We start from the raw sequence: 441 nt of genomic DNA, 5'->3' as shown, positions 1-441 counted from the left end.
GAAACTAGCTCCTTACTCGTAACATCGTAGATTAATTTGGTTAGAATGTTTACTGGAAAAAACATAACCAAATCAGAGCTACATTACGGAAGGAGCTAGTTATTATGAAGGATACCATAAAATATGTAGGTTTAGACGTATCAAAAGAAAAAATAGCTGTTGCGATTGCAGATGAAGGTCGAGATGAGCCTAGATATTGGGGCATGATTTCGAATACTCCAGAAGCAGTTAAGAAATTGATGAAAAAGTTAGGAAACGGCGAGAACTTACGAGTGTGTTACGAAGCAGGTCCTACCGGATATGCATTGTATAGGTTATTCCTTACTCTAAATATTCACTGTATGGTTATAGCGCCATCTTTAATTCCTAAAAAACCTGGTGAGCGTATTAAAACGGATCGTAGAGATTCCGTTCGACTCGCTCAATTATATCGAGCGGGAG

General features: G+C 38.3%; 1 protein-coding gene. It reads left to right on the top strand.

Going from position 1 to position 441, the window contains the following annotated elements:
- Positions 1-104 precede the first annotated feature (104 nt).
- Positions 105-441: IS110 family transposase (locus M3610_RS28690; RefSeq protein WP_251455815.1), on the top strand; the 337-nt coding region annotated here is incomplete at its 3' end.

This window comes from Neobacillus sp. MER 74 (assembly GCF_023714155.1).
The sequence above is the reverse complement of the archived record's forward strand: the minus strand, read 5'-3'. Positions and strand labels throughout refer to the sequence as shown.